This is a genomic window from Vibrio sp. MMH1-50 (assembly GCF_022347645.1).
GTDB lineage: Bacteria > Pseudomonadota > Gammaproteobacteria > Enterobacterales > Vibrionaceae > Vibrio > Vibrio harveyi.
In genome coordinates, this window is the sequence record NZ_JAKRGG010000001.1 from 354,335 (window position 1) to 380,605 (window position 26,271).

Here is a 26,271-nt window from a genome sequence, read left to right on the forward strand (position 1 = left end):
GCTTTTTTGTCTTTAAGGTTGCTTAAAATGGAGAGAATTGAAGTGCGCTAAGAAAGCCTGATAGAGCGGACTTTTGTACAGCATCAAACTAATGGCTGAAAGTAACGTCCCTAAAGATGAAGAAATAGCACTGCCATTTGCAATAACAAAATTAGAGCTACAAGTAACCAGAATAAATGCAATAGTGATCAAATTTACCTTAGCTGCAATACTCAAGCCTTTGCTAATCGTTAGAATGTTTGGAACACATATTACTATTGCAGTTATTGTGCCGAAGAGAATTAAGTAAATATCAACCCCAATTCTTCGCTTGATAGAAAACCATTCATTCCAGATGTTTAGGCTTATTGCTAGACCTGCAGTCAAGCATAGATATAAAGCAATAGGGAGAAACCATTTAGTCATGCGACCCTCTTTAATTCTTAAGTTGAAACTTGATATGTATCCGATTTCGAGAGTAATTTATAAGGAGTCGCGCTCCATACATTAAACTCTATTTTTTATTTTGTATGATCTTCTCTCCAATAAAAAATTGCAAGTCGATTCGTCTTTGCTAAATATATAGTTATTAGACTTAGCAAATACATCAGCTAAGATAATTTCAGGGTATAATGATAAAAAAGTAGTTATGGAGAGTGCTAAAAAAATCTCACTTGATTTTTTGAATTGTCCCTTAGTCAAAAAGTTGTTTGATATAATTGAGATAACTAGTATTCTCAAGCATTCAAAAAGAATGAAACTCGCTCCAAACATATATACATATACTTGATCAAAGGTTGCTATTTCACTTTTGGTGACTATATTGTCATAGAAGCCACTTATGCCTTTTAGTGAGCATATAAATAGAGACATTGATGATATGAGTAAGAATATTAAGTAGAATAATGCTTGTTTTCTATCATAGTTAGCATTCGTCTTTGCCATAGCCCTTTGCTCATGTATTTATTAAATACTATCAAGTGAGGTTCTTATCGGGATATGTCGTATGAATATTCTATTTATTGTGTTACAAGTTATTTGTATGGAATGTAGAGGGAAATTTCTCCAGATAATATTGGGTTTCTATGTTTTATTACTTTATATAAACGTAATTCTTATCATATAACCAGGACTGGCTTAATTCTTCTGAGTATTCATACCCATTTTTTAATGCAATTTTCTCTAAATAGAAGCTAACAGGGTATGGTGATATTATAGATATGAAAGATATTGTAAAAAATATTTTTAACATTACATCATTTGTCTTTTTGGAGAATTTTTTATTTCTAATTAATGCAACTAAAGAGTAGCAGGAGAAAAATATAAATAACATTGAACCAGAAGTTAAGGCTATGGATGAACGTGAAAAATTCACACTACTTTCTTCGAGCTCTATTTTTTTGATAAAATTAATTATTTCAACTATTGATATGTTTGCCATCAAGATTCCAATTATGGAGAAGATTATCGAGGATAGAAGAATGTATTTTTTATTTTCTAATTTTCTTTCGTTATTATTCATCTTTAAATACGCCTCGGTATCCAGAATTTATCAGGTTTTTAACAATAGTTGACTTTATACTATTAATATTTTCATTGAGGGTGGGCTTATTTTTTATCATGTCGTGAATTGCTTTTTGAAGATTGGTAGTGATCTTGTAGTGTTCATCTATCTTATTCAATACGTAGCCTGATAGTATTCCAACAGATATAGCCAGAATTAAAGGGCCTGCCGTCATTGCTGTGCTTGCATAAGCTAAACCAGTTGAAGCTTTTACTGCAAGGATCGATAGAGCAGCTGAAATACCTACTTTTAATATATCTGTTGAAACGGCACCAAGAAACTTAGATAAAGTATGTTTGTTTTTTACGGAAAAAAATAAATCTAATACCCTGAATGAACTAACGAGTACAACGGTAATTAGCCCGCCTTTAATAACTGAACTTATAGTGTCCTTAGTTCCAATTGCAATGTGGGTTACTATAGGTGGAGAACTCAGTTTAGTAAAACCAGATAGCCTGGACTTTAATACCGGACTACCTCGCATAGTTAGATGAGGCTGTCCATTTAAATAATCAATACTAATTATGGTGTTTGTGCCATGTATGTAGCTTGTTAGCTTAGCCAACAATACTAAATCATCAGCAGATGCGTAGTAGTTTGAAGAGTTTTCGAATGCCTTTTTGAGATTCTCCCAACGAGTAAGCTCTACTTTGTTTTTTAAGTATGCTTTTAGTGTAGTGTCAAAATTTTCGATTGAAAAAATATAGATTTCTTTTTTAGGTGAGTTATCTTGAGAAGTTACTGGATACATGGATTTTAAATTTTAGTTATCTGGAGTGATAATTATTTTGCATTAATTCATTGATGGGGTAAGCCATAGTTGTTATTTATTGGGCGGAGTTAAAAGTCTTTGTGTAATAATCTATTTTGTTATTTATTGTTTTTTAAGTTAAATGATGAAAATCTGGAATAGGTTGGTGTCTTGAGTTTCCTTTTGTTCGTCTGTCAGACAGTGCTATCGTTGCTCCATCTTGGTTACAAATATTTACAAGGACGCACAAGTGGAAGTTACGTTCGAAATCTTAATTGCATTGTTTTTTGTCGCATCTGCTGCGGGATTTATTGATGCGATGGCTGGTGGCGGTGGTCTCTTGACGCTCCCTGCTTTGTTGGCCGCAGGGTTAAGTCCTACTCAGGCATTGGCGACCAACAAACTCCAAAGCTCGTTTGGAAGCTTTTCTGCCAGTTGGTACTTTGTGCGTAATGGCATTGTTAGCCTGAAAGAGATGCGCTTAGCGATTCTATGTACCTTTATTGGTTCTGCCATTGGTGCAGAGGCTGTGCAGTTTATCGATGCCGGTGTGCTCACTAGTCTTATCCCAGTCTTGCTGATCGCGATTTCTCTCTACTTTTTGCTTTCTTCAACCTCGAAAGCGGCTGAAGGTGAACCCAAGCTTTCTGAAGCGATGTTTGCTTTGTGTGTTGGTGGGGGTGTAGGCTTCTACGATGGTTTCTTTGGACCAGGCACTGGCTCTATCTTTGCTCTTTGTTTTGTCGCACTAGGTCACTTTTCATTGGTTGATGCGACTGCCCGCACTAAGATTCTTAACTTCACCTCAAACATTGCGGCGCTATTGTTCTTTATTCTTGCTGGTTTACCTGTGTGGGAAATCGGCCTTACCATGGCCGTAGGTGGCTTTATTGGTGCTCAGCTTGGTGCCAAAGTTGTCGTCACCAAAGGTCAAAAATGGATTCGACCTTTAGTCATTACCATGTCTATGTTGATGGCGACAAAACTTCTTTGGCAACAACATCACCAATGGTTTCTATCACTGTTTTAACTCTTGGCGACTGGTACACGTTCTGCCTAACGCAGATATGAATTGGTCGAATCAAAGAGGTCAGTGGCTCAAACATAAAGCAGTTATCGCCAGGAATCTTCAACGCTCTGACGATTGATAGCGGGATTAATGCAGGAGCTGCTCCTCCCAGTGCGAGTTGGGCTGCCGCTGTGTAGGCATCCATTTCCATCAATGGCTTAATACCGATTTTCTCTAATGCTGGCAGTTGGTAGCTATTGGATGGATTGGTTAAATCATTTGTGATTACTTTTTTCGGGAGCGTATACAGTGGTTGATCACTAACGAGGAAAAAAGGCTCATCACATAAGTGGAAAGCCATCAAACCATGATGCGGTGGCAATAGCCCTGCACAAAGCCCAACGGTTGCTTTACCGGATTGAACTCGCTCAACGATTCTAGGGCTGTGGTTAGTGGTTATGGTTAAGTACTGGTCTTGTTTGAGGTAATCACCAATCGTTTTCCCGAGATAACCTGCAATGAGAGACTTTGAGCTATCGAGGGTGATTACAGACGTATCTTCTAGTTCTTGCTGTTCATAGATAAGACCACGTAACTCATTAAAAGAGGGACCAATATTTTCGATCAAAGCCATGCCATCTGGTGTGAGTTTTATGGTTCTACCCGATGGTTCGACAAGTTTCTTTCCCAGTTTTTTCTCTAGATTCGCGATGCGTTTACTTACCGCAGATTGGCTGATATACAGCAAACTCCCTGTGCGGCTCATGGTTTTCGCTTTGCTTAAAACTAATAGTGTTTCGATGCCTTCCAGTAACATGTCTATCCATGAATGTTGGGAATAATAGCCTTAATATAACTAAGCTCAGAATCAGAAGCGACTGACGTTTACCAAAAAAAAGCCGTCGGTTATGACGGCTCTTTTCAATCAATAGGTGAACATTATCGATTTATGGCGAAGGTTGGCAGTGATAAGTGCCAGCGAATCGCCCCAAGGCGAATAATCAATGTTGAAACGACGCCTGCAAGTAGGGCGAAAGAGTGGTCATGACCCATGCTCAATGCGGTCGTGTGAAAAATACCACCGATGATACATGCTGTCGCATAGACTTCGCTTCTCAAAACCATCGGCACTTCACGTGCTAGCACATCGCGAATGATGCCGCCGCCACAGCCTGTAATGACGCCCATGATAACTGCCACCATGCCGGATGCATTGTAAGCTAGGGCTTTTTCAACACCGATACCAACAAATACTGCCAAACCAATTGCGTCACATACAGGAAGGACCCACCAAGGTAGACGTTTAGGGCGACGAACTAAAATCATGGTTAATAAACAGGTAATGAAAATTACCCATAGATAGGTCGTGTCAGTAATCCAGAATACAGGGGTGGCGCCAAGCGCCATATCACGAATAGTGCCACCGCCAATAGCAGTCACACTACCGAGCACGATCACACCGAAAGGATCCATCTTTAATCGGCCTGCGAGCAAAACTCCAGAAACCGCAAAGACAGCAGTACCGAATAAATCGATCATATAAAGCAGCATGGAGTCCATGTTACTTGGTACCTTATAAACAAATTGTGGGGGAACAGAAATGGGACGGAAATTGTACGGGATTTCCAACGAAAACGTTAGCGTTTTTGCCGAACGCTTTCAAAGTGTTCACACACCTCTGTGATCGCGTTTAAGGTTCTTGGGGTCGGGCGGTTGATCCAATCGGAATTAAGTGACCAAACATGACCATTTTTTAATGCAGGGATGTCGCTCTTCCATTCTGACCACATTCCATCATTACTCATGGCATGGCGAGAGGTAAACAGTACTTCAGGCTGGCGAGTAATCACTTGCTCGATGCTGACTTGTGGGTAAGGGGCACTGCCTTTGGCAAAGATATTTTTACCACCACAGAAGGTGAAGACTTCACTTGGCCAGTTCTTGCCCGCAACGGTGATGATCGGTTTTTCACTCAACTGATAGAAGTAGCTAACTTTATCTTCGGTATTGTACTTTTCTTTTAACGCTTCTAACTGTGCACGAAAATCTTCAGCGGCTTTTCGTCCTACTTCCGGCTTCTCACTGTACTGGCTGAGTTGTTCAATATTCTTGGCAATATCCTCTAACGTTCCTGTTGTTGAGTAGTAAATCGGAATGCCAAACTGCTTGAGTTTATCAAGTTCTTTGGCTGGATTACCTGCAGGCCAAGCGATAACTAAATCGGGTTGAAGGGCGATGATGCGTTCGAGTTTAATGCCTTGATAGTTTGATACTTTTTCTAGGTCTTTGGCTTGCTCGGGGTAGTCACTCATCTCACTGACCGCAATCAGCTTGTCTCCAAGACCAGCTGCATAGGCGATTTCTGTTGCATGTGGCGCTAGGCTAATGACTCGTTGAACGGGTTCATTGGCAAAAGAAACAGCAGAGAAGATAAGAGGAAGGGCAAAGCAAAGATTTTTCATTATAGTCCTTGATAAATGAATCCGAGAATTAGGCTTTGGATAACTATCCAAGCAAAGATACGCCAGACTATCAGTGTTTGGATTTGCGCTAGGTGAATGGCTGATGGTGCAATACGCCCCCCAAGTTTTGCACGTTCGGCTCGCAGTCCTTGATACAAAGCTGGACCACCAAGTGACAATTGAAGCTTGTTACCAATCGAGCACAACAACCATGCCGGTCCAGGAAGCGGCCAAGATTTCGCTTGTTGAAGCATAGCAGTTGAAACGCTTGATACGTTTTTACCCGCACCAATAAACATCGCGAATAAGCGTAATGGAATGATTTCTAGGACCGCCGTTAATTGAATAACTGGTTTGCCAAATGGTGAATATTGACGTCGACTAGGAGACCATGCTCGAGCTAACTCAGCAGTAAGACGATACATCAACGCGCCAATTCCACCAGTTACTCCATACCAAAACAGCACACACACTACGTTACGTCCGTAACCCATGATGATGGTTTCTGCTCCAGCTTTACCAATGCCTAGTAGCGATAAGCTCTCTGTATCGCGGTTCAGGTAAGGCTTGAGTAGTGCTCGGCATTGTACTTTATTCTCATTCGACATTGCGGTGACGAGTTGTTTAGCAAGTGATTCATTGTTTCGCCAGTCAAGAGCAATCAGCAGTAATGCCAGCTCAAATAGCGGCGCTTGCCAAACTAAAGGCTTCATCGCGAGCAGTAATATCAAGCAAGGCACAAGCATAAGAAGAAGAGCGAGTCCGCCAGAGATGATACTTTGCGAGTAGTTGTGGTTGTTATTGACCTTGTTAGCCAGTTGCTCGGCGAATTTATGCCAAAGCGTCACTGGATGCGCAGCGTGCGGTATGGGGAGCAGGAGATGGAATAATAATGCGCCCCACATGACGAGGAGCGCACCATTGGCATAAAACTGCTGAAAGGTTTCTTCCATGAAATTCGACAGACTTACTTAGTCAGTTCCAACATTTTGAATACCATTTCTGAAGAGCTTTTCGCCGCTAGCGGTAAGAACTCTTCGAAGCTCATTGGTGATTCTTTGTCTGCTACGTCAGAGATAGCGCGCACAACAACAAACGGCGTGTTGAATTGGTGACAAGTTTGAGCGATAGCAGATGCTTCCATTTCTACAGCGATAACTGAAGGGAAGTGTTTACGGATAAACTCTTGGCGTTCTGCCGTGCAAACAAACGCATCACCAGTACAGATCAGGCCGCGAACTGCGTGAGTGTTTTCCATTTGAGCCAGTGCTTTTTCAGCAAGGTCCATTAGCTTCTCATCTGCTTTGAATGCCGCTGGTTGACCTGCCATTTGACCCATTTCGTAGCCAAACGCGGTTACGTCTGCATCGTGGTGACGAACTTCTGTTGAGATAACAACGTCGCCTAGGTTTAGGCTTGAGTCGAAACCGCCCGCAGAGCCAGTGTTGATAACCACATCTGGTTGGTATTCGTCTAGCAGAATGGTTGTACCAACTGCTGCTGCTACTTTACCGATGCCAGATTGAAGCAGTACCACATCAACGTCGTTAATCTGACCAGAGAAAAACGTGCAACCTGCTTTGTTCACTGTTTGGCAGTTTGTCATTGCTTCTTTCAGGATGGTGACTTCTTGTTCCATCGCACCGATGATACCAACTTTCATAACACTCTCTTTCGATAAAAATTTAAGTTGGCGAGAGTATACCACTCTGCACCAATATGTGGTCGTTATTTGATTAACTCAGCATTCATCAGCAGTGAACGTAATTGTTCAGCACGCTTACGGTTCACGCCAAAGTCTGAATAGCCAACACGAGATTCTGAGCGAACAATTAGCTGATCGCCTTCTACCTTAAGTTCTAAATCGTCCACAAAGCGCATGATTTTAGATGTGCACTCTACGCGTATGTAGTTGCCTTCTTTCACCGCTGTTTTCGCACCAGGCAGTTCAAGCGCAATTTGCTCAATAGCATCGATGTTCGCTGAATCAGTCAGGGTGAATGGCGTTAGGTTGTATTCTGCACGCGTATCTTGAGTGGAGACGCAGTTTGGTTTGTCACCACAAGGTGATTGAGAACGATCCGTCATGGTTGTGACTCCTTGGCTACAAGCGGTTAAGCCGAGCAAAGTGATGGAAAGGAGAGCGGCTTTTTTCATTGTATTTACTCTTATAATTTTGCTTCTAATTATATGGATACAAAAGAAAAAGGATCCAATAATAGGATCCTTTTTGTGATGTTAGCTGTGATTAAACTTCGAGGTAATCGAGAATGCCTTCTGCTGCTTTTCGTCCTTCATCAATTGCAGTGACGACTAGATCAGAGCCTCGCACCGCATCGCCACCCGCGAAGATCTTTTCATTGCTGGTCTGGAATTGGAACTCTTGTTTCGCAGGGGCTTTGATACGACCCCATTGATCCAAATCGACATCAAACGGAGTTAACCAGTCCATTTTGTGTGGCTGGAAACCAAACGCCATGATCACGACGTCTGCCGGTAGAACGTGTTCGCTGCCTTCGACGGGCTCTGGACGGCGACGACCCGCTTCATCAGGCTCACCAAGAGCGGTTTTCACCACTTTGACCCCCGAGACCTTACCTGACGCATCGACTTCAATTCCTAAAGGCTGAAGGTTGAACATAAACTTCACGCCTTCTTCTTTGGCGTTTTTCACCTCGCGGCGAGAGCCGGGCATATTAGCTTCATCACGACGGTAAGCACATACCACGTTTGACGCGCCTTGGCGAATAGAGGTACGAACACAGTCCATCGCGGTATCACCACCGCCGAGTACAACTACGCGCTGCTTTGCCATGTCGATAAAAGGTTTGTCGTGCTCCAAGCCCATGACCTTGTAAGTATTTGAAATCAAGAATGGCAGAGCATCGTAAACACCCGGTGCACCTTCATTTTCTAGTCCCGCACGCATGTACTTGTAAGTACCAACCCCCAAAAAGACGGCATCGTACTCATCAAGCAGTTCTTGCATCTGCACATCTTTACCTACTTCGACATTCATCTGGAACTCTACGCCCATCTCGGTGAAGACGCGGCGGCGGTTTTCCATCACGCCTTTTTCAAGTTTGAACGAAGGGATACCGAAGGTCAGTAGGCCGCCAATTTCAGGGTAGCGGTCAAATACGACAGGTTTCACGCCATTGCGCACTAGGATATCGGCAGCAGCCAAGCCTGCTGGACCTGCACCAATGATGGCAACCTTTTTATCGGTCCACTCCACCTTAGACATGTCAGGCTTCCAGCCCATTTCGAAGGCTTTGTCGGTAATGTATTTTTCAACGTTACCTATAGTGACGGCGCCAAAGTCTTCATTGAGAGTACAAGAGCCCTCACATAGACGATCTTGCGGACACACTCGACCACAAACTTCAGGCAAGCTGTTAGTCTGGTGCGATAGCTCTACGGCTTCGAGGATACGACCTTCATTGGCAAGCTTTAGCCATTGTGGGATGTAGTTGTGTACTGGGCACTTCCATTCACAATATGGGTTACCACAATCCAAGCAGCGATCCGCCTGCGCAGTCGCTTGTTGCTTGGTAAATGGTTCATAGATTTCAACGAATTCGATCTTACGAACTTTGATAGGCTTCTTCGCAGGATCTACGCGTTGAACATCGATAAATTGATAAACGTTCTGACTCATGATTCAAACATCCTCCATGATTACTGGGCTTGAACGCGCAGTTCTGCGGCACTGCGACTCTGGTGACCAAGTAGCGTGCGCAAGTCCGCCGCTTGTGGTTTCACCAAGTAGAACTTTGGAATCCATTCATCAAAGTTCGCCAAGATATCTTCTGCGTGGCTAGAGCCGGTTTCTTCGAGATGTTCGGCAATCAGGCCACGCAAGTGCTCTTGGTGGATGTAGAGATCTGACAGAGATATCGCTTCAACCGATTCGTTGTTCACGCGACCTTGGAAGTCTTGGTTCTCATCCAATACGTATGCAAACCCGCCGGTCATGCCTGCGCCGAAGTTCACGCCAGTCGCGCCTAGAATGGCAACAATACCACCGGTCATGTACTCACAAGCGTTATCACCAGCGCCTTCAATGACGGCAATCGTACCTGAGTTACGTACGCCGAAACGCTCACCTGCTTTACCTGCCGCAAACAGTTTACCGCCGGTCGCACCGTACAGACAGGTGTTACCAATGATGGTCGCCTCATTACACTTAAATGCTGTGCCAAGGTGAGGTTTGATAACCACCTTACCGCCAGCCATGCCTTTACCTACGTAGTCGTTGGCATCCCCAGTCAGGTAAAGCTCTACGCCACCCGCGTTCCAAACGCCAAATGATTGACCAGCAGTACCATCCAAGTGCAGCTTGATTGGCGTTGCCGCCATGCCTTGGTTGCCGTAACGCTGAGCGATTTCACCTGATAGGCGAGCACCCACAGAACGGTCGGTGTTGATCACGTTGTAGAAGAAGCTAGCAGATTGACGTTTCTCAACCGCTTGCAGCGCGTCTTCAATGATCTTGTTGTTTAGCTCTGCTTTATCAAATGGTGTATTTGGCTGTGTCCAATAAAGAGGGTGCCCTTCTGGAGAGACTGGTGCCTCAAGGATATTCGACAAATCCAGCTTGGTTTGTTTTGCTGTCAGACCTTCAACGGTCTCCAATAAATCCGTACGACCAATCAAGTCAGTCAGTTTTTCAACACCAAGTTCAGAGAGTAATCCGCGTACTTCGTCCGCCAGACCAATGAAGTAGTTCATCACCATTTCCGGAAGACCTTTGAAGTACTCTTTACGCAGCGTCTCGTCTTGAGTTGCAACACCAGTAGCACAGTTGTTGAGGTGACAAATACGTAGGAACTTACAACCCATTGCCACCATTGGCGCAGTACCAAAACCGAAGCTTTCGGCACCGAGAATTGCCGCTTTCACCACGTCCAGACCGGTTTTTAGACCACCATCTACCTGTAGACGAATCTTATGACGTAGACCATTAGCAACCAGTGCTTGTTGTGTCTCTGCCAGTCCTAATTCCCAAGGGCTACCTGCGTATTTCACTGAGGTTAGTGGGCTTGCTGCAGTACCACCGTCGTAGCCCGAGATGGTAATGAGATCAGCGTAAGCTTTCGCGACACCTGTTGCGATGGTGCCGACACCTGGCTCAGAAACTAACTTCACCGAAACCAATGCGTTTGGATTGACTTGCTTTAGGTCGAAGATCAGCTGGGCTAAGTCTTCAATCGAATAAATATCGTGGTGTGGGGGAGGGGAGATCAGAGTCACCCCCTGTACCGAATAACGCAGTTTTGCGATTTCTGCGGTGACTTTGTGTCCCGGTAACTGACCACCTTCACCCGGCTTCGCACCCTGTGCGACCTTGATCTGCAGTACGTCCGCATTGGTTAGATAGTGAGGCGTAACACCAAATCGACCTGAAGCAATCTGCTTGATGCGCGAGTTACGCTCTGTACCGAAGCGACGTGGATCTTCACCGCCTTCACCTGAGTTAGAGTAGCCACCAAGGCGGTTCATCGCTGTTGCAAGTGCTTCGTGTGCTTCTGGGCTAAGTGCACCAATGGACATTGCCGCCGAGTCAAAGCGTTTGAAGAGTTCTGTGCTTGACTCGATTTGCTCAAGTGGTAATGGGGAATCTGATTTTTTCAGCGCCATTAAGTCACGCAGCATGGCAACAGGACGTTGGTTCACCTGTTTAGCAAAGCTCTGATAATCGTTGCTTTCGCCTGATTTCACCGCAGTTTGCAGTGTGCCAACCACGTCTGGATTGTAGGCGTGATATTCACCACCGTGGACATATTTCAATAAACCACCATGCTCGATGGCTTTACGTTTCGCCCAAGCTTTGCGAGAAAGGTTGTACAAGTCTTGTTGGAAGTCGTCGAAATTTGCGCCTTCAATACGAGTTGTTACACCTTTAAAGCACAAATCGACCACTTCTTGGCTCAAGCCAACTGCTTCAAACAGTTGTGAGCAACGGTAAGAGGCGATGGTAGAAATCCCCATTTTCGACATGATCTTGTACAGGCCTTTGTTGATGCCGTATTGGTAGTTTTGCATCACATCGCGATAGTCTTTTTCTAGCGCTTTATCATCAATGAGTTTACCTAGCGCTTCATAAGCTAGGTATGGGTAAACCGCAGTGGCACCAAAGCCAAGCAAGACAGCAAATTGGTGTGGGTCACGTGCCGTGGCTGTTTCAACAACAATGTTGGCATCACAACGTAAGTTCGCATCGATCAGGCGAGTTTGAACGGCACCGACCGCCATTGCTGCAGGAATTGGCAGTTTGCCTTTGACTAAAGCACGATCCGAAAGCACCACTAGCACAGTGCCTTCACGCACCACGTGTTCTGCTTGCTCACACAGATCATCAATGGCTTGTTTAAGATCTTTCTGTTGTGGATCGTAGTTGATATCGAGAATGGTATTACGATAGTAATTGTCTCCAAGCTCGAGTAATTGCTGCATGTCTGAGTAAAGTAACACTGGTGAATCGAAGGTTACTCGGTGCGCGTGTCCATCAGTTTCACAGAAGACATTCATCTCTTGACCGATGCTGGTTGCTAGTGACATCACGTGTTTTTCACGCAGTGGATCGATCGGCGGGTTGGTTACCTGCGCGAACTTCTGACGGAAATAGTCAGTCACCAAGCGCTCTTTAGAGGATAAGACTGCCATCGGGGTGTCATCACCCATAGAGCCGACCGCTTCTTGTCCCATATCACCGAGAACGCGCAACACTTGATCGACTTCTTCGTTGCTCATGGCGAATTGCTTTTGGTAAGTCTTAAGCAAGTCTTCATCAAAGCTGCGCTCGCCAACTTGCTCTTCTGGTAATTGAGCAAAAGGCGTGAGTTTGCGAACGTTGTTTTCCATCCATTCGCGATAAGGGTGGCGAGATTTCAGATCGTTATCGATCTCACTTGATTGCCATAGTTTGCCTTTGCGAGTATCGACAACCAGCAGTTCGCCAGGACCAACACGCCCTTTTTCGGCAACCTCATCCGGAGCGTAATCCCAAATACCGATCTCTGATGCTAGAGTGATCAGCCTGTCTTTAGTTATCACATAACGTGCAGGACGCAGACCATTACGATCTAAGTTACATGCGGCGTATCGACCATCGGACAGAACAATACCTGCCGGGCCATCCCATGGTTCCATGTGTTTGGAGTTGAAGTCGTAAAATGCTCGCAGATCTGGGTCCATATCTGGGTGGTTTTGCCATGCTGGTGGCACAAGCATGCGCATGGCACGGAAGATATCCATACCGCCTGCTAAAAAGAGGTCCAACATATTATCCAAGCTGGAAGAGTCAGAGCCTGTCTCGTTCACAAACGGTGCTGCAGTTTGTAGGTCTGGCAGCAGTGGTGATGAGAACTTGTAAGCACGAGCTCGCGCCCATTGGCGGTTACCTTCAATGGTGTTGATCTCACCATTATGAGCGAGGTAGCGGAACGGTTGAGCTAGGGGCCAACGAGGTTGAGTATTGGTTGAAAAACGCTGGTGGAACAGGCAGATAGCAGACTCCATGCGTAGATCAGCAAGATCAAGATAGAAGCGCGGTAAGTCCGCAGGCATGCACAAACCTTTGTACACCAGAACTTGCGTTGACAAGCTACAGATGTAGAAGTCAGGATCTTCTGTAATTTGTTTCTCGATGCGACGGCGTGCGATATAGAGGCGACGTTCGATGTCACGCTCGCGCCAACCTGCTGGTGCAGAGATAAAGACTTGTTGAATGTCTGGAAGTGAATCAGCAGCGATCGGACCGAGTACTTCTGAATTAGTTGGAACTTCCCGCCAGCCTGCTACGGTTAAGGTCTCTTGAGCCAGTTCTTTGTTTACGATGTCTTTGGTGAGTTGAGCTTTCACCGGATCTTGGTTAAAGAAAATCATCCCCACGGCGTATTGCTTGCCAAGGTTGAAGCCATTTTCTTCGGCGATAAGGCGTAAATAGGAATCGGGCTTTTGTAGAAGAAGACCACAACCATCACCGGTTTTTCCATCGGCGGCGATGCCACCACGGTGGGTCATGCGATCAAGTGCAGAAATTGCTGTACGTACCAGCTTGTGACTTTGCTCGCCTTCCATGTGCGCGATTAAGCCAAATCCACAGTTGTCTTTCTCAAGACTTGGATCATAAAGAGCCATTGCAATTCTCCCTTTGCTTATCTGTCATCCCGACAGATATATCAACACTGCTCAAGTTGATAATGATGACTAACTATGCGTCACTTTCTAAGTTTTATGTATATCTATTCAATAAAATTCGTCAAATATCTTAACAAAAATTGTGTGTTTTATTTTCACCAACTTCACAAGCTATAGCTTATTGTAAAAAAGGTCAAGTTATTAGTGAATAATCACGTGAATATGCGATTTACCATTTAATTGGCTAAAATAATCTAATAAATTCAGTTAGATAGAAAAATGATTGTTACAAAAAAGTAACATTTGATTCTGGCAGGAATAAAAAAGACCAGCACAAAATGCTGGTCAAAATAAAAAGGTTGGAAGGAACTGTTTTCTTTCTTTGCTACCAGCCATCGATACTACTGATGGCTGGGTTTAATGCTCAGAAAGAGGAAGTGAGAACACTCCCTTTACGCAGAAAGCATCAGTGAATCTGCTTTTGCTTCTAGGTTTGTGCCACCCATTAAATAGTCATCGATAGCACGGGCACATTCACGACCTTCGTTGATACAACGAACAACCAGAGATTGCCCTGTTCGCATATCACCAGCTGCAAATACGCCTTCTTGGTTTGTAGCAAAACCTTGGGTTGCTACATTACCGCGATCATCGAGTGCAATATCCAATTGAGCAAGTACACCTGTTGGTTCTGGGTGCAGGAATCCCATCGCTAGGAAAGCCATATCACATGGGATCACTCGCTCACTGCCTTCTACTTCTTTGAAGCTCGGACGTTCGCCTGGTTTCGCATCTTGCCAAACGATGTCAGCTAAACGAAGACCTGTAACTTCACCCTTGTCATTGCCAATGAACTCTTTGGTCAGGATGTTCCAGTGACGATCAACACCTTCTTCATGAGAGGTCGAAGTACGTAGAATCATTGGGTACTGTGGCCATGGCATGTTAGCAGGGCGCTTCTCTGGTGGAATCGGCATGATTTCAACCTGAGTGATGCTTGCTGCGCCATGACGGTTAGATGTACCCACACAGTCAGAGCCGGTATCACCACCACCGATCACCACAACATGCTTACCCGCAGCGTGAAGTTCTTCACCCTTAAGATCCATATCATTGGCACGACGGTTGTTTTGACCTAGGAACTCCATTGCAAAATGGACGCCTTTTAGTTCACGACCCGGAACGGGCAAATCACGTGGAACAGTTGAGCCACCAGTCAGCAGAACCACATCGAATTCTTGACGTAGTTGCTGGGCATTCACATCGACACCAACGTGTTGATTTACTTTGAATTCGATACCCGCTTCTGCCATCAAGTTGATTTTGCGGTCAATCACATCCATACCCAGTTTGAAGTCTGGGATACCAAAACGCAGGAGACCACCCACTTTCTCGTCTCGCTCGAATACAGTCACAGTATGACCAGCGCTATTTAGCTGCTCGGCAGCCGCAAGACCTGCAGGACCTGAACCGATGATCGCAACAGTTTTACCTGTGCGAGAGCGTGGTGTTTTTGGTTTGGCGTACCCTTCTCGATATGCCGTTTCTACGATGGTTTTCTCGATATTACAGATAGTGATCGGGTCTTGGTTGATGCCAAGTACACAAGCACTTTCACATGGTGCTGGGCAAACACGACCAGTAAACTCAGGGAAGTTATTAGTCGAGCTTAGAATGTTCCATGCTTCTTCCCAGCTATCACGATAAACTGCGTCATTAAACTCTGGGATGATGTTACCGATAGGGCAGCCGTTATGACAAAACGGCACACCACAATCCATACAACGAGAAGCCTGAGTATTGATTTTGTCACCAAACTCCTCGTTTAGAACAAACTCTTTATTGTTCTTAATACGTTCAGCTGGGTCGATCTTCTGTGGTAGTTCACGACCATGCTCTAAAAATCCAGTAGGCTTACCCATTATACTGCCTCCGCTTGAGTTTCGTTTCCTTGAGACTGTGCTTCAGCTTTACGTTTTTGAAGAACCGCTTTGTAATCACGCGGCATCACTTTAACCATAGAGGCTAGGCTAGCTTCAAAATTGTCTAGGAAAGACTGAGCGACTTCACTTCCTGTGAATTGAACATGCTTAGTTAGCATGTCGAGTAATAGATCTCTGTCTTCTTGCTCGATTGGATCTAGGTCTACTAGCTCTGGGTTCAGTTTTGACTCAAAGTCACCTGATTTATCCCATACGTAAGCCACGCCGCCACTCATACCTGCGGCAAAGTTACGACCTGTTGAACCAAGGATTATTGCCGCACCGCCCGTCATGTACTCACAACCGTGGTCACCGACGCCTTCTACTACTACTTTCGCGCCTGAGTTACGAACACAGAAACGTTCACCAGCCATACCACGAATGAAAGACTCACCCGAAGTTGCACCGTAGAAACACACGTTACCAACCACGATGTTGTCTTCCGCGACAAGACTTGATTTCGCATCTGGGTAAAGTACTAAGGTACCGCCAGATAAGCCTTTACCCCAGTAGTCGTTCGCATCGCCTTCTACTTCGAACTTCACGCCCTTAGCTAGGAATGCACCGAATGATTGACCCGCGGAACCTTTGAACTTCACGTTCATTGGTTGAGGTAGACCGGCATCTTTATACACTTTCGAGATTTCGTTCGACAACATGGTACCTGCAGAGCGGTCCGTGTTGACGATAGGGAACTCGGCATTCACCGCTTCGCCTTTCTCGAGTGCAGGAATCGCTGCTTGAATCAGCTTACGGTCTAGTACTTCTTCTAGGTTGTGGTTCTGCTGAGCTTGGTTGAATACACCATCAGCTTCGCGTGGCTGTTCAACGTGAAGAACAGGAGATAGATCTAGGTTCTTGTATTTCCAGTGAGAAACGTCTTGGCGAATCTTCAGTTTCTGACCTTGACCGACCATCTCATCGATAGTGCGGAAGCCAAGTTCAGCCATGATTTCACGCAGACCTTGTGCCATGTACTGGAAGAAGGTTACGACGTCTTCTACGCGACCATCAAAGCGCTCGCGAAGTGTCTTGTTTTGAGTCGCGATACCAACAGGACAGGTGTTCTTATGACACTTACGCATCATGATACAACCTTCAACCACCAATGCTGCGGTTGCCACGCCCCATTCTTCTGCACCAAGTAGTGTTGCGACTGCAAGGTCACGAGGTGTCTTCATCTGACCATCCGCTTGAACCACGATACGGTTACGTAGACCGTTCTTCAGTAGCGTTTGGTGCGTTTCTGCCAAGCCAAGTTCCCAAGGAAGACCGGTATGACGGATTGAAGACATTGGGGATGCACCTGTACCACCGTCGAAACCTGCGATAAGTACAACGTCCGCTTTCGCTTTCGCTACACCAGAAGCGATCGTACCTACGCCTGCTTCTGATACCAGCTTCACGTTCACACGACCCGCGCGGTTCGCGTTCTTCAAGTCGTAGATAAGCTGAGCCAAATCCTCGATGGAGTAGATATCGTGGTGTGGCGGTGGTGAGATAAGACCGACGCCCGGAGTTGAGTGACGTGTTGCACCGATCCAGTCGTCTACTTTATCACCTGGTAGCTGACCACCTTCACCTGGCTTCGCACCTTGAGCCATTTTGATTTGCAGCTCTTCAGCGTTAGTTAGGTAGTAAGAGGTTACGCCGAAACGACCTGAAGCCACCTGCTTGATCGCAGAGCGTTCCCAATCGCCGTTCTCTTTGCGCTCGAAACGCGTTGGGTCTTCACCACCTTCACCAGAGTTCGATTTCGCGCCAAGACGGTTCATCGCAACAGCCAGTGTGGAGTGTGCTTCGTAAGAAATAGAACCAAATGACATAGCACCGGTCGCGAAGCGTTTCACGATGCTTTCAATTGGCTCGACGTCGTCGATAGAGATAGAACCTGCTGGGTTCTTAATGAATTCTAGCTGGCTGCGTAGGGTTACCGCGTTATCGCCTTGCTTATCTACTGCTGTCGCGTATTGCTTGAACTGATCGTAGTTCTTGTTGCGCGTAGACTCTTGCAGTAGAGAAATGGTTTCTGGGTTGAAGAGGTGCTTCTCGCCACGCTGTTTCCATTGGTAAACACCGCCTACATCCAGCATTTGAATTGGGATTTCGCGTTGTGGGTAACCGATGCGGTGACGGATAAGTACTTCTTTGGCGATATCATCAAGGGTTAGACCTTGGATACGAGAAACCGTACCTGTGAAGTACTTGTCGACCACTGATTTGTGGATACCCAAGGCTTCGAAGATTTGCGCACCGTGGTATGACTGTAGCGTAGAGATACCCATCTTCGAGAAGATCTTCAGAAGACCGCCATTGATCGCTTTACGGTAGTTGTTGAACAGATCGCGAGGGTTCGCTTCTGGATCCAACTTCTTCGTACGTTGAAGTTCAATGATGGTTTCAATCACTAGGTAAGGGTTAACCGCATTCGCACCGTAACCAAGTAGTGTTGCAAAGTGGTGCGTTTCACGCGCATCACCGGTTTCAACCACGATGTCACACTTCGCACGTAGACCCTTGCGGATCAAGTGGTGGTGCACTGCGCCAACTGCCAGCATTGCTGGGATCGCCGCGTGGTTTGAATTTACTGCACGGTCAGTTAATAGGATGATTGAGTAACCATCGATAACCGCGTCTTCTGCGTATTGGCAGATACGTTTGAGTGCGCGCTCAAGTTTGCCTTGATCTTCATTGGCTTGGAACACGATATCCAGTGTCTTCGCTTGTAGGTGCTCGTTATCGATCGCACGCAATTTCTCAAGCTCAGAGTTCGCCAGAACAGGCGATTCCAATTCTACTTTCTGACAGTGAAGTGGTGTTTCAGTCAGAAGGTTTTGGTCTTTACCCAAGTAAGTGTTCAGTGACATAACCATACGCTCACGGATCGGGTCGATCGGTGGGTTGGTTACCTGTGCGAACAGTTGCTTGAAGTAGTTTGAAAGATGTTGAGACTGATGAGATAGAACCGCAAGAGGCCAGTCTGCACCCATGGCTGATAATGGCTCTTTCGCATCATTCGCCATTGGAACGATGATTTCGTTCACTTCTTCAGTGCTCACACCGAAAGCTTGTTGACGGTGCAACAAACGCTCAGGAGAAGGTTGGCTGAACTGGTTGCTTGCATCTGGCAGCTTCTTCAAGCTCAGTAGGTTTTCTTCTATCCACTTCTCGTAAGGCTGTGCTGTTGCAATGGTGTCTTTCACTTCTTCATCGGAGATGATGCGACCTTGCTCTAGGTCTGCAACGAAGATACGACCTGGTTGTAGACGACCACGGAACTCTACGTTCTCTGGTTCAATATCCACCACACCAGATTCTGATGCCATCACTAGGAAGTTGTCTTTGGTCACTGTGTAGCGAGAAGGGCGTAGACCGTTACGGTCGAGTGTCGCACCAACTTGAACACCGTCAGTAAAACATACTGAAGCTGGACCATCCCATGGTTCCATGATGTTCGCGTGGTACTGATAGAACGCGCGACGTTTAGGATCCATGTTTTTGTTTTCTTGCCATGCTTCCGGGATCATCATCATCAATGCGTGTGGCAGGCTACGACCAGAAAGAACTAGGAGCTCAAGTGCCATATCGAAGTTAGATGAATCCGAGCTACCTTCCTGACAGATTGGAAGAAGCATGTCGATTTCAGCCTGAGTAAATAGGTCTGATTCTAAGATTGCTTCACGGGCTTTCATCCAGTTCAAGTTACCGCGAACTGTATTAATTTCACCGTTGTGGGCAATGTAACGGAAAGGCTGTGCAAGACGCCATTTCGGGAAGGTATTGGTAGAGAAACGAGAGTGTACCAGTGCCAGTGCAGTCACCATGGTTGGGTTTTGCAGATCAAGGAAATACTGAGGTACTTGCTCGGTTGTTAACTGACCTTTGTACACCAATGTCTTGTAAGACATTGAGTTAATGTAGAAGTCGTCACCAATGTTCGAAACGCTTTCTAGGCAAACTCGCACAGTGTAGTTACGAAGTACGTACAGTTTGCGTTCTAGCTCTTCAGGTGTGATGCCTGGACCACCAGAGATAAACACATGCTCAAACTGAGGCTCAGTGCTTAGCGGGTCAGCACCGATCATTGAGTTGTCGGTTGGCAAAACGCGGTAGCCGATAACTTCAAGGTCTAGACGCTGTGCGTTGCGTTCTAGAATATCTCGGCATTGTTCGCGTTTGTATTCGTCTTTCGGGAAAAGAACGACACCAACACCATACTTTTCAAATGAAGGCAGTTTAATGCCTAGCTTAACGGCTTCTTCTAATAGGAATTCATGAGGTTTTTGTAGCAAGATACCCGCACCATCACCGCTGCATGGGTCACAACCTTGACCACCACGGTGTTCCATGCGAGCCAGCATATCCAATGCTTGAGTCACTACTTCATGAGATTTACGGTTTTTAAGGTGAGCAACAAAACCGATACCACAAGCGTCATGCTCCAGTTCCGGAGTGTACAGACCCTGTGAATTTTGCTCTCTATCTACCATAGATACATCCTTCCAGTTCAATGTCGACGCAAGAACCCCGGACAGATCTCGACTGTCTTAGGTACGCTCTGCACGTCTTGTCCTTTATATTTATGATTCGCCACTGATCGAGGTTGACCAGTCTTGATTCCTTTCCGTATCTCGCAGGAAAAATTTTGCGAGAAAAACAATCCTTGGTGATATCCCTTTATTTATTGCCACAATTTAGTGACTTATATAGGTGGGAGCGGGATAACGCCGACAATTCCCGCAGTTGATGTTGTAATAAAAGTCACAAAAACGACGGGGTTGTGTAAGTATCCTACAATTTTGTGACTTCGAAATGCAACGAAAAGTCGTCTTTGTGACCCAATTTTTTCGTTTAAATATTCACTTTTTGTTTAACATTTACGCAACATTGCAGGTTTTAAGTTGGTTTTATGCAGTTTTATTGATTTCGCACCGCCACCTGTTTGTTTGAATTGACTAGAATTATTTGTTTTTTCTTGCAGGGATGTAATTTAGTTACATAAATCGTAGTGAGATTTATTACGGTTTACTATTGGTGAGAATCTATGCAGTTACATGAGTTGGTCAACACATTAGGCCAAGACCTTCAGCGCCGTTATGGCGAAAAAGTTCATAAACTGACTTTGCACGGTGGTTTCAGTTGTCCAAACCGCGATGGCACTATTGGTCGAGGTGGATGCACATTTTGTAATGTGGCTTCATTTGCGGATGAAGAAGTACAGATCAAAAGTATCCACGATCAATTGAAAGATCGTGCTGGAGAGATCCACAGGGCGAAGAAGTATCTGGCATATTTTCAGGCGTACACCAGTACCTATGCAGAAGTACAAGTCCTCAAAAACATGTACGAAGAAGCCCTCAAGGCTGCTGATATCGTCGGCCTTTGTGTGGGCACTCGTCCAGATTGCGTTCCTGATGCAGTACTGGATTTACTGTCTGACTATGTGAATCAAGGTTATGAGATTTGGCTAGAGCTAGGTCTTCAAACTGCCAACAATGACACCCTCAAGCGTATCAACCGTGGTCATGACTTTGAGTGTTATGCAGAAATCACCAAACGTGCTCGGGCACTAGGTATTAGAGTTTGTACTCATCTGATCGTCGGTTTGCCTAGAGAAACACGCGATGACAACATCGACACATTGCGTAAAGTTTTGGACGTTGGCACAGATGGTATCAAACTGCATGGTTTACATATCGTAGAAGGCAGTACAATGGCGAAAGCGTGGCGTGCCGGAAAGCTAGAAGCCCCAGAATTGGAAGATTATGTTGCTATCGCCAGTGAAATGATCCGCATGACTCCTAAAGAAGTGATCTTCCATCGCGTTTCCTCAGCTGCTCGCCGTCCTACTCTTTTGTCGCCGCTGTGGTGTGAAAACCGCTGGTTAGCGATGACTGAAATTGGTCGTGCATTGGATCGAGAAGGCTCACAAGGCAGCTTAACTGGTGATGCCTTCATCTATATCAAACCAGAATTAAAGGCAGAATGATCGATTAATAACTGTTATATTTCCTCCGATTTGCTTGAAAGGTCGGAAAAATGGATCAGTTACTCAATTGGCTCTGGGATGGGCAGGGCGACTACGGATTTGTGGTCCTGCTCTCTGTTGTATGTGTAATCACAGTTACGCTGATCTATATACGATTTCAATCTGCTTTAAAACTTATCGTTACGGACTCTCCTTACCCTGTTCTCGTGTTAGATGCGGGCAGTGGTCAATTGTTGCTCTCCAATGATTCTGCCATGCAATTGCTTGGTATCCGTCGTTTAGGTTCTGGGTTTCTCTATCCTGCTTCTTTTAATACTGACGAGATAATTGCATTACTTGATAGCTTTTCCAGCCGACATTTTGGGCAGCAGCTGTTTGATTGGCGGTTGTCTGAAACAGAGAATATTAAGATTGAGTTATCTGGTCGAAAGAGCTTACTTCGCGGGCATCGCGTATGGATTATTTACGCTCAGCCTTACCAGTTTACTCGCCAAGAGCAGCAACAAGAATTAGAGCAGCTAGGTATTGCTCGTTCCGCTCTCGACTCGTTATCTGAATTGATATGTCTGCAAGATAAGCAAGGTAAAGTACTGACAACCAACCGTGCGTTTGACCTGTTTTGGGAAGGGCGCAGAGAAGAAGCTTGCTCCTCCAAGATGAACCCAATAGCTACACGTAAAACTGAGAGGCGTTGGACAACCGATCAGCAAGGTCGAAGTTGTTTGTTGGAAGTAAACCAAAGTTCTTTGGTTTCTCAGTCTGGAGAGATGATTGGTACTTTGTCTATCAGTCATGATGTTACTGAATGGCACAAGATGCAGCAGAATTTGCGCGATGAAATGGAACGTCGTAAAGATACCGAAGTCGCTTTGGCACAGCGCGATACCATCTTACAAACCATTTTGGATGCCAGCCCAGACTCTATCGGTATCTTCAATGAAAACATGGTTTACCAGGCTTGTAATAAACCATTTGTGAATGCGTTAGGCATTTCTGATGTAGGGGATTTGATTGGTAAGCGACTACAAGACGTAGTGCCTGATGATATTTACCTTCGTTTGGAAGCTAGTGACATGCAAGCATTGCAGCAAACACAACCTGTACGCTACATCGATAAAGTGAGCAGCACTGATGGATATCATACTTGGTTTGATGTGGTGAAATCGCCGTTTAAAGACCGAGCATCGGGTACTAACGGTGTATTGATTATGGCACGTGATATCTCTGAGCGTTATCTTGCAGAGCAAAAGCTTGAGGAAGCAAATTTGGAGTTAGAAAAATTAAGCTTCTCTGACAGCCTGACAAAAGTCGCTAATCGTCGCCGCTTCGATGAACAACTTCATACTCTTTGGTATCACCATATTCGTGAGAAATTGCCGCTGACGATCATGTTGTGTGATATTGATTTCTTTAAAGACTACAACGACTGCTATGGTCACCAAAAAGGTGATGATGCTTTAGTCCAAGTCGCTGCGGCGTTTCAACAGGTGGTGAGTCGGTCATCGGACTGCGTAGCACGATATGGTGGGGAAGAGTTTGGCTTTATCTTGCCAAACACCACAACGGAAGGTGCACACAAAGTTGCCAAACGCATCCATGAACAAATCCACGAACTTGCTGTGGAACATAGTAACTCAACGACTTCGGATCGGTTGACGGTGAGTATCGGCTTTGTTTCTTACATTCCGCATCATGGTGACGAACCAGAAATGGGCGTTGCAATGGCAGACAGCGCACTCTATCAAGCTAAGGCGGATGGGCGTGACTGCACTCGAGTTCATCCTGGTTCTTATTAACGCTTTGTGACCGCTTGCTCTAAGTTGAGAGCAGGCGGTTTAAATCACCGTATCAAACACGTTAAACTGCGAATACACAGCATGAGGCGTTGATGAGCCCTGAAGCGTCACCATTTCAGTTGTGTGTCTTTCAAACATTGATGCTGTTGAGTAACTGCGCTTAACGGTTTTGCTTTTCAAACTGATCAGGGTTCGATGTCTAGCTTGTTCCATGGAGTAGTGAATGAAGCCCATGAAAAATCTCGCCCAGTACTATGTTGACCTATTGGTTAAGCTGGGGATTGTCCGTTTCTCGATACTACTGGCGTTGGCGCTGGTTGCACTGGCTGTTGTTGTGCAAGTTGGTATCACGTTGGCGCTTAAGGGTAACGTTGACGATATAGATATCGTTCGTTCGGTATTCTTTGGTCTACTTATTACCCCTTGGGCGGTGTATTTCCTATCTGTCGTGGTGGATCAGCTTGAAGAGTCTCGTCAAAGACTGACCAAGTTAGTATCTAAGCTTAAGGACATGCGTTCGCGTGACCAAGAGCTGAACTTTCAACTGCAGCAGAACATTGAAAAGCTCAACCAAGAAATTGAAGAGCGTATTAAAGCAGAAGAAGCACGTGAAGAAGCGATGCAAGACTTGGAGAATGAGGTGTTCCAACGTGAGCGTACTCAGCTTGAGCTTGCCGAGCGTACGGCGCTGTTACGTTCTTTTATCGATGCATCTCCAGATTTGATTTACTACCGCAACGCTGATGGTGTTTTTTCTGGCTGTAACCGCGCGATGGAAGAGTTAACTGGTAAGAAAGAACACCAATTAGTGGGCTTGAGCCCTTGGGATGTCTACAGCAAAGAAGTGGCTGAGCATATCGTCGATACCGACCAAAAAGTCTTTGCTGATAACCAAGCAATTACCTACGAGCAATGGCTAGAATACCCTGATGGTCGCAAACATTACTTTGAATTGCGCAAAGTACCGTTCTACAGCAAAGATGGTCGCCACCTTGGTCTGGTTGGTTTCGGTCGCGATATCACCGAGCGTAAGCGTCATGAAGAATCATTAGAAAAAGCCAGCCGTGATAAAACCACCTTTATCTCCACTATCAGTCATGAGCTGCGCACACCGTTAAACGGCATTGTAGGCTTGAGTCGTATGTTGCTTGATAGTCAGTTGACTGAAGAGCAACGTAAGCACATGCAAACCATCAATGTTAGTGCCATTACTTTGGGCAACATCTTTAACGACATTATCGACATGGACAAATTTGACCGTCGTAAGTTGGAGTTGTTACCTGCACCATTGAACTTTGAAGACTTCGTCGCTGAAATTGAAAGTATCTCGGCTCTGATGGCTGAACAGAAAGGGCTACGCTTCGATCTAGAGCGTTTGAGCTCGCTACCAAAAGCGATAGAAGTGGATGCGACACGTCTACGCCAGGTTATCTGGAACTTGGTTAGCAACGCCATGAAGTTCACCAAAGAAGGTGGCGTCGTAATGACGGTGAGCGCCGATGTTGAAGAAGATTACGCGACCATCATTATGGAAGTGGAAGACACCGGTATTGGTATTCCAGACGAAGAGCTCGATAAGATCTTTGCGATGTACTACCAAGTGAAATCAGGCAAAGATAACCTGCATGCGGTGGGTACTGGTATCGGTTTGGCGGTTTCTAAGCAGCTGATCAACATGATGGACGGTGACATTACCGTAGCAAGTGAGGAAGGATTCGGTAGTACCTTTACCGTATCGATTCACGTGCCAGTGGTTGAGTTAGAAGCACCTGTTATCGATGCAAAACGCGACAATGTACATCTTAATATCTTTATGGTCGAAGACATCGAACTTAATGTCACTGTTGCAAAATCTCTGCTCGAAAGCTTGGGGCACTCTGTTACTGTCGCAATGACGGGTGAGGAAGCGCTGGTGAACTTCGTACCGGATGAATACGACTTAGCTCTGCTTGATATTCAGCTTCCGGACATGACTGGGTTTGACGTGGCTAAGTACTACCGTGAACACTACGATAATCTACCGCCGCTGGTGGCATTGACTGCGAATGTCATGAAAGATCGTCGTGAATATCTCGATAACGGTATGGATGATGCCATAAGCAAACCACTTGCAGTTCAAGCGTTACAAGCGGTGATCGATAAGTTCTTCGTTGAGCGCGTTGAGAACAATGAGAGTGTGATGGAAGAGATCGCAGAAGCTGAAGTCATCGAAGAGGCGACACCGATGCCATCTCCAGTCATCAATACCCACTTGCTGGATCTTGATATGCTAGAGTCTTACGTGGATATCGTTGGCGTGAAGCCTGTGTATGACAGTATTAAGATGTTTGAAGACATGATGCCTGATTATATCGAGGTGTTGGACTCAAACATGACGGCAAAAGACCAAGACGGTATTGTTTCTGAAGCACATAAAATTAAAGGTGCAGCTGGCTCGATTGGTTTAAAACACATCCAAAGCGTCGCACAGAAAGCACAATCTCCTGATATGCCTGCTTGGTGGGAGAACATATCGGATTGGGTCGAAGAAATTAAAAACGAATATCAAAATGATATTCAAGTATTGAAGAGTTGGTTGGAACAGAGGAAATAAA

Annotated in this window: 18 protein-coding genes; 4 read left to right on the plus strand and 14 right to left on the minus strand. The window is 45.4% G+C overall.

The window, feature by feature from the left end; all coding sequences use genetic code 11:
• Window positions 1-12: 12 nt before the first annotated feature.
• From MHO32_RS01670 to MHO32_RS01680, 3 genes are all read right to left on the minus strand, one after another.
• Window positions 13-405: a hypothetical protein gene (locus MHO32_RS01670; RefSeq protein WP_169786522.1), complete on the minus strand. Its 393-nt coding sequence runs from the start codon at window positions 403-405 to the stop codon at window positions 13-15.
• Window positions 406-1,072: 667 nt separating this feature from the next.
• Window positions 1,073-1,501 (minus strand): DUF1240 domain-containing protein, encoded by a 429-nt coding sequence (locus MHO32_RS01675; protein ID WP_188052796.1) that lies wholly within the window; start codon window positions 1,499-1,501, stop codon window positions 1,073-1,075.
• Window positions 1,494-2,294: a hypothetical protein gene (locus MHO32_RS01680; protein ID WP_239210548.1), complete on the minus strand. Its 801-nt coding sequence runs from the start codon at window positions 2,292-2,294 to the stop codon at window positions 1,494-1,496. Before MHO32_RS01680 ends, MHO32_RS01675 begins: the two co-directional genes overlap by 8 nt.
• Window positions 2,295-2,544: 250 nt before the next feature.
• Here MHO32_RS01680 and MHO32_RS01685 point away from each other — a divergent pair, with 250 nt between their 5' ends.
• Complete coding sequence (locus MHO32_RS01685; RefSeq protein WP_009697613.1) at window positions 2,545-3,324, plus strand: TSUP family transporter; 780 nt, start codon at window positions 2,545-2,547, stop codon at window positions 3,322-3,324.
• Here the strand turns inward: MHO32_RS01685 and MHO32_RS01690 are convergent.
• The 10 genes from MHO32_RS01690 to gltB (MHO32_RS01735) all read right to left on the minus strand — a co-directional run bounded on the left by MHO32_RS01690 (window position 3,260) and on the right by gltB (MHO32_RS01735) (window position 20,382).
• Window positions 3,260-4,120: a LysR family transcriptional regulator gene (locus MHO32_RS01690; RefSeq protein WP_050907506.1), complete on the minus strand. Its 861-nt coding sequence runs from the start codon at window positions 4,118-4,120 to the stop codon at window positions 3,260-3,262. The two genes, MHO32_RS01685 and MHO32_RS01690, sit on opposite strands and share 65 nt — an antisense overlap.
• A gap of 122 nt (window positions 4,121-4,242) precedes the next feature.
• Window positions 4,243-4,863: a TRIC cation channel family protein gene (locus MHO32_RS01695; protein ID WP_017190089.1), complete on the minus strand. Its 621-nt coding sequence runs from the start codon at window positions 4,861-4,863 to the stop codon at window positions 4,243-4,245.
• Between the two features lie 77 nt (window positions 4,864-4,940).
• Window positions 4,941-5,765, minus strand: a complete 825-nt coding sequence (gene btuF / locus MHO32_RS01700; protein WP_239210549.1) for a vitamin B12 ABC transporter substrate-binding protein BtuF — start codon at window positions 5,763-5,765, stop codon at window positions 4,941-4,943.
• Entirely contained in the window at window positions 5,765-6,718 is a 954-nt protein-coding gene (locus MHO32_RS01705; protein ID WP_009697615.1) for a cobalamin biosynthesis family protein, read from the minus strand. Before MHO32_RS01705 ends, btuF begins: the two co-directional genes overlap by 1 nt.
• Window positions 6,719-6,732: 14 nt before the next feature.
• Window positions 6,733-7,428, minus strand: a complete 696-nt coding sequence (mtnN, locus tag MHO32_RS01710; protein ID WP_005447825.1) for a 5'-methylthioadenosine/S-adenosylhomocysteine nucleosidase — start codon at window positions 7,426-7,428, stop codon at window positions 6,733-6,735.
• A gap of 65 nt (window positions 7,429-7,493) precedes the next feature.
• The gene (locus MHO32_RS01715; RefSeq protein ID WP_005447833.1) at window positions 7,494-7,922 is read right to left on the minus strand and encodes a DUF1499 domain-containing protein; all 429 of its coding nucleotides are present in this window, start codon (window positions 7,920-7,922) and stop codon (window positions 7,494-7,496) included.
• Window positions 7,923-8,013: 91 nt separating this feature from the next.
• Window positions 8,014-9,426 (minus strand): FAD-dependent oxidoreductase, encoded by a 1,413-nt coding sequence (locus tag MHO32_RS01720; protein WP_239210550.1) that lies wholly within the window; start codon window positions 9,424-9,426, stop codon window positions 8,014-8,016.
• Window positions 9,427-9,446: 20 nt separating this feature from the next.
• A complete protein-coding gene (gene gltB, locus MHO32_RS01725) occupies window positions 9,447-13,910 on the minus strand; it encodes a glutamate synthase large subunit (protein WP_239210551.1) in 4,464 nt (1,487 codons plus the stop codon).
• Window positions 13,911-14,362: 452 nt separating this feature from the next.
• On the minus strand, window positions 14,363-15,832 hold the full coding sequence (locus MHO32_RS01730) for a glutamate synthase subunit beta (protein ID WP_009703022.1): 1,470 nt from the start codon (window positions 15,830-15,832) through the stop codon (window positions 14,363-14,365).
• On the minus strand, window positions 15,832-20,382 hold the full coding sequence (gltB, locus tag MHO32_RS01735; RefSeq protein ID WP_239210552.1) for a glutamate synthase large subunit: 4,551 nt from the start codon (window positions 20,380-20,382) through the stop codon (window positions 15,832-15,834). Before gltB (MHO32_RS01735) ends, MHO32_RS01730 begins: the two co-directional genes overlap by 1 nt.
• A 554-nt stretch (window positions 20,383-20,936) precedes the next feature.
• Here gltB (MHO32_RS01735) and MHO32_RS01740 point away from each other — a divergent pair.
• Both MHO32_RS01740 and MHO32_RS01745 read left to right on the plus strand, forming a co-directional pair.
• On the plus strand, window positions 20,937-21,881 hold the full coding sequence (locus MHO32_RS01740; protein WP_017190093.1) for a TIGR01212 family radical SAM protein: 945 nt from the start codon (window positions 20,937-20,939) through the stop codon (window positions 21,879-21,881).
• A 50-nt stretch (window positions 21,882-21,931) separates the two neighbouring features.
• Entirely contained in the window at window positions 21,932-23,677 is a 1,746-nt protein-coding gene (locus MHO32_RS01745; protein ID WP_009697620.1) for a sensor domain-containing diguanylate cyclase, read from the plus strand.
• 39 nt (window positions 23,678-23,716) lie between these two features.
• Here MHO32_RS01745 and MHO32_RS01750 read toward each other — a convergent pair whose 3' ends face one another.
• Window positions 23,717-23,911, minus strand: a complete 195-nt coding sequence (locus MHO32_RS01750) for a hypothetical protein (RefSeq protein ID WP_050933910.1) — start codon at window positions 23,909-23,911, stop codon at window positions 23,717-23,719.
• Between MHO32_RS01750 and arcB the strand changes: the two genes are divergently transcribed.
• Window positions 23,901-26,270 carry an aerobic respiration two-component sensor histidine kinase ArcB gene (gene arcB / locus MHO32_RS01755; protein ID WP_038899012.1) on the plus strand — a complete coding sequence of 790 codons (2,370 nt, stop codon included), beginning with the start codon at window positions 23,901-23,903 and terminating at the stop codon, window positions 26,268-26,270. The two genes, MHO32_RS01750 and arcB, sit on opposite strands and share 11 nt — an antisense overlap.
• The last annotated feature ends 1 nt before the right edge of the window (window position 26,271 follow it).

Bases quoted from the DNA above. Each gene is read 5' to 3' on its own strand.
- MHO32_RS01670 (WP_169786522.1), bottom strand. From the start codon at position 405: ATGACTAAATGGTTTCTCCCTATTGCTTTATATCTATGCTTGACTGCA.
- MHO32_RS01675 (WP_188052796.1), bottom strand. From the start codon at position 1,501: ATGAATAATAACGAAAGAAAATTAGAAAATAAAAAATACATTCTTCTA.
- MHO32_RS01680 (WP_239210548.1), bottom strand. From the start codon at position 2,294: ATGTATCCAGTAACTTCTCAAGATAACTCACCTAAAAAAGAAATCTAT.
- MHO32_RS01690 (WP_050907506.1), bottom strand. From the start codon at position 4,120: ATGTTACTGGAAGGCATCGAAACACTATTAGTTTTAAGCAAAGCGAAA.
- MHO32_RS01695 (WP_017190089.1), bottom strand. From the start codon at position 4,863: ATGGACTCCATGCTGCTTTATATGATCGATTTATTCGGTACTGCTGTC.
- btuF (WP_239210549.1), bottom strand. From the start codon at position 5,765: ATGAAAAATCTTTGCTTTGCCCTTCCTCTTATCTTCTCTGCTGTTTCT.
- MHO32_RS01705 (WP_009697615.1), bottom strand. From the start codon at position 6,718: ATGGAAGAAACCTTTCAGCAGTTTTATGCCAATGGTGCGCTCCTCGTC.
- mtnN (WP_005447825.1), bottom strand. From the start codon at position 7,428: ATGAAAGTTGGTATCATCGGTGCGATGGAACAAGAAGTCACCATCCTG.
- MHO32_RS01715 (WP_005447833.1), bottom strand. From the start codon at position 7,922: ATGAAAAAAGCCGCTCTCCTTTCCATCACTTTGCTCGGCTTAACCGCT.
- MHO32_RS01720 (WP_239210550.1), bottom strand. From the start codon at position 9,426: ATGAGTCAGAACGTTTATCAATTTATCGATGTTCAACGCGTAGATCCT.
- gltB (WP_239210551.1), bottom strand. From the start codon at position 13,910: ATGGCTCTTTATGATCCAAGTCTTGAGAAAGACAACTGTGGATTTGGC.
- MHO32_RS01730 (WP_009703022.1), bottom strand. From the start codon at position 15,832: ATGGGTAAGCCTACTGGATTTTTAGAGCATGGTCGTGAACTACCACAG.
- gltB (WP_239210552.1), bottom strand. From the start codon at position 20,382: ATGGTAGATAGAGAGCAAAATTCACAGGGTCTGTACACTCCGGAACTG.
- MHO32_RS01740 (WP_017190093.1), top strand. From the start codon at position 20,937: ATGCAGTTACATGAGTTGGTCAACACATTAGGCCAAGACCTTCAGCGC.
- MHO32_RS01745 (WP_009697620.1), top strand. From the start codon at position 21,932: ATGGATCAGTTACTCAATTGGCTCTGGGATGGGCAGGGCGACTACGGA.
- arcB (WP_038899012.1), top strand. From the start codon at position 23,901: ATGAAGCCCATGAAAAATCTCGCCCAGTACTATGTTGACCTATTGGTT.
- MHO32_RS01750 (WP_050933910.1), bottom strand. From the start codon at position 23,911: ATGGGCTTCATTCACTACTCCATGGAACAAGCTAGACATCGAACCCTG.